Source organism: Bifidobacterium sp. UBA6881 (genome assembly GCA_002451435.1).
GTDB lineage: Bacteria > Actinomycetota > Actinomycetes > Actinomycetales > Bifidobacteriaceae > Bifidobacterium.
This window is the reverse complement of sequence record DKCF01000010.1, coordinates 23,652-27,438: the sequence shown is the minus strand read 5'-3', so window position 1 is coordinate 27,438 and position 3,787 is coordinate 23,652. Positions and strand designations below refer to the sequence as shown.

The 3,787-nt window shown below is 61.1% G+C and carries 2 protein-coding genes; both read right to left on the bottom strand.

Features of this window, described 5'->3' with window-relative positions:
• The coding region (locus tag B3C64_RS00850) for a SpaA isopeptide-forming pilin-related protein (protein WP_291533072.1) at positions 1-2,968 on the bottom strand (2,968 nt) is incomplete at its 3' end.
• A 342-nt stretch (positions 2,969-3,310) separates the two neighbouring features.
• On the bottom strand, positions 3,311-3,787 hold a 477-nt coding region (locus tag B3C64_RS00845; protein ID WP_291533070.1), incomplete at its 5' end, for a sortase.

Genomic DNA, 3,787 nt, shown 5'->3' with positions numbered 1-3,787 from the left:
CGCTGGAGATCGTGCCGGAGTAATAGTCGGTTTTGCCGTCCTGCTGGAGTTTGGCGGCGTCATCGGCCTTCAGCGTGATGCGGAACCGGAACGCGCGCGTATCGGCGTCTTCGGGAGCGTCATAGCCGTCGCCGACGGTCACTGTTTTGGTCAGCGTCAGGCTGCCTTTGCGCTGGTCGTGGATGCGCACCACGGTTCCGCCGGTGAACAGATGCGCCAGATTCGAATTCAGCAGGTCGAAGCGCGCGCCGCGGTATTCGCCGTTCGAAGTGTCGGGAGACTGGGTGACGCGGTAGTACGTCCAACCGGTGTCGTTGTCGAACCCGTCGTCGGTCATCGTGCTTTGGTCCGCCAGCGAATAGTATCCGGTCGCGAAATCGCCATGCCAGCTCACCGCGACGGTTTTGCCGTTTTCGCCGTCCAGGCTTTCCTGCCAGCCGTTGTTCGTCACGCACTGCTCGTCGGCGCAGCGCAGCTGGGTGACGTCCAGATCCGACAATGTGCGGTTGATGCTGCGGTTGACGGCGAACTGCTTGAGCACCTGGTTCAGGCTGCCCAGATGCGTCATCGTGGTCACGCCGTCGCCCTCTTCGCCCGCGTCGGCGAAGATGCCGGTATCGGTGACAAGGATCTTCGCCAACGTGTTGTTGATCTCATAGCCTTCCGGTGCGGAGACCTCTTTGATGTAATACGTGCCGTTGCCGAGGTTGACGCCGCTGTCTGCGACGCCGCTTTGCGACGAACCCTTCATGGCGAACATGCAGGAGCCCTTCATCGGGTATGGATAGTCCGTATGCGCGGTGACGCAGGTCTGCAACGGCGTGGCGCCTTCCAGCAGGGTTTTGCCGTCCGCGCTCACCTGGTCCGCCGCATACAGGCCAATCGTCGCGCCTTCCACCGGGTTCCCGGCATCGTCGAGCTTCTGCACGACCGGCGCGTTGCGCACGTCGGTGACGGCGATCTGCACGCCGAACATACGCATGATCTGGCCTTCGTGCGTGCCTTCGTCGTTCATGTCGATGCGATACGTGTTCTCCGCCGTGATGTCGGCGGCGGAGTCCGCGGTGGTGTAGTACACGCTCATCGCGTACAGCGCGTTCTCCCGCTCGGCGCCGCTCAGCATGTAGTAGTAGGTGCGCACGTCGCCGGGGAGCTCGGAGATGTATGTGGACAGCGAGCCTTGGGAGTCGCGGCTGAAGAAATGCAGGTAATTCGTGCCTTCCGAAGCGTCCGATTTCGCCAGCCTCGCGATCGATTCCATGCTGTCGTCCACCGCCGTGCCGGACAAGGACCAGCCGGTCCGCCAGCTTCCGGTGACGCCGTTCCATGTGTCGGTCGCCAGATTGCCGGTGCTCGTCCTGTCGCGGTTGAGCACCACGGCGAACACCTTGCCCGTGGAGGCGTTGTGCGCGTTGCCGTTGATGTCGTACACCGTGGAGCCGTTCGCCACGGTCAGCGTCTCGTGGCCCACCGACCATGCGCCGGAATCCCACGTGTTGGAGTTCTCGTTGCACAGCAGCATGCCCTCGCCGTTCGGACTCAAGTGGTATCTCAGCCGAATATCCGCGGATTTTCGGTATCCCGGCGGAGCGTTGGTCTCCTTGAGCACGTAATGCGTGATGCCGCGGCCGTTGCGCGCGAGGTCGGCGAAGTTCACCGGCTCGCCGGTCTCGTAGTTGGTGAAGGTGTAGGTGCCGTCCTGGTTGGTGACGCCTTTGCTGATGAGGTCGGCGGCGGTGTACGAGTAATCGCTTTGCGCCTTGTACAGTTCGAAGCTCGCGCCCTGCACCGTGTTGCCCTGCTGGTCGAGTTTGACGAGGCTGTTCGACGGGATGTTGGCGAGGTTGTACTTGAGCTTCAGGTTGGAATCGCCGTTGCCGCGTTCCATGTAGAAGAAGTCGAGTGTGTGGTAGCCGCCGTCGGCGAACGTGTTCGGATTGCTCGTCGACCATTCGACCGCCTTGAATTCGTCGGAATCCTCGCCGTAGGCGGCCTTGAACATGTCGCGGATCGTGGTGGTCTGGTACACCCTGCTGCCGGTGTCGTTGGCGACTTTGACGGTGCCGTCCTGGAAGTTGATGTGCAACGAGGACGCGTCGTGGATGCCGCCCACGTCGCCGACGAGCACGCCGTCGATGAACACCCACACGTCGTCGTCACCGGAGAAGTCGAAGGACATCGCGTCGCCGTTGAGCATGCCGTCGGTGGGCTGCACGAATTCGGCCTTCGCGTGCATGCCGAAGTAATGGTTCAGGTTCGCGCCACGCGACTGCACGTTGCTGGACAGCGATCCGTTCGTGTTCTGCGAGAACACGTCCTTCGCGGAATTGAATGGGAAGAACTGGCCGATCTTGTTCCAATTGTTGATCGAACGCACCGCCGGCGCGTCGTACAGCGTCATCGCATACGAGGATTTGCCGGTGACGTCCTTGTCGTTCAAGGTGGCGAAGTTCTTGGTGCTGTCGTAGACGTTGTAGCCGTCCTGCAGCTGCAGCAATCCGGTGACGTTCGGATAGGCCCGCTTGTAGCTCGATTGATCGGTGTTCTCCGGATCGAACAGGTAGTTCAATGACTGCGTGCCATCGGTGACGTTGCCGTTGTAGTCGTAGACGAGCCCTTTGGCGATGGTCGGATACCCATCGGTGAGCGTCGCGTTGACCAGTCCGAAGCGCGGCCCGTTGCCGCTTCCCGTCCAGTGGTTGAGCGGCGACCATGCACCCTGGTAGCTTTCGCCGCCATAGGTGAATTTCAGCTGCTTGCCGCTGTTGATGCCGGAATTCGTGTGATTGAACCAGCGCCCTGTGGACGGGTCGTAGCTGTCCGTCTCGTCGTTCGCGCCATAGGACTGCACCCAGTAGTCGAACAGATCGATGGTGGTGCCGGACGGACTCACCGCATCGTTCACCACATGGCTGGCGAACGGCGTGGACGATGCGCTCTCGGCGGAGACCGATGGTGCAGCGACCATCATGGCGAGCATCGTCATCACGACGACGCAGGCGGCGACAAGCCGTTGGGGGCACCCGGAAAAGGGCCTCGCGAGCATATTGCGCGACACGGCGTCATCACCCCTTCTCATGCCCCCTCTTCTCGTTGAGGCATGCTTCGTCATCATCAAGCCTATCTCTGTCAGTGCGTTTGCTTAGATTACGCCGAGATGCTTCACTTCCCCGAATTTCCAAGCAACTACAATCTATCTATAATTATTTTTTATCTCACCCTATAGACAGAACTTCTACCCCCTGCAATAGGCGGGGGTATAATACCGATTTTTCGGCACCACCGGCCATTTAGGGGGTATTGTCGGTCATCACCGCATATGCTTCATCGAGCTGAGGTGCACGGTGGCGTGACGCATGATGCGTGGACGCGGGGCGTTACGCCGGCGCCACGCGAACACCAGCAGCAATCCAGGCACCATGACCGCGGCGAAGGCGTCCACCGCCATCGTTTTGGCGTCATGCATCGTGTCCGGATCAGGAGCGGGCTGCGGAATGGATACGCGATGGCCCGACACCAGCAGACGATGCGTGTTCACGCCATATGGCGTGCAGGTCATCAGCGTGACGCGGTCCTCGCCTTTGACCACACGCAGCCGCGAGGTGTTCGACGGCAGAATCACCTCGATGCGGTCGACCTCATAGCCGAGCGTCTTGCCCATCACCTCGATGTAGAAGAAGTCGCCCGTGCACATCTCGTCCAATCGTGTGAACATCGCCGCCTCCACCAGACCGCGATGGCCGGTGAGCACCGCATGCGTGCTCGCGCCGCCCACGGGAAGGCTGGT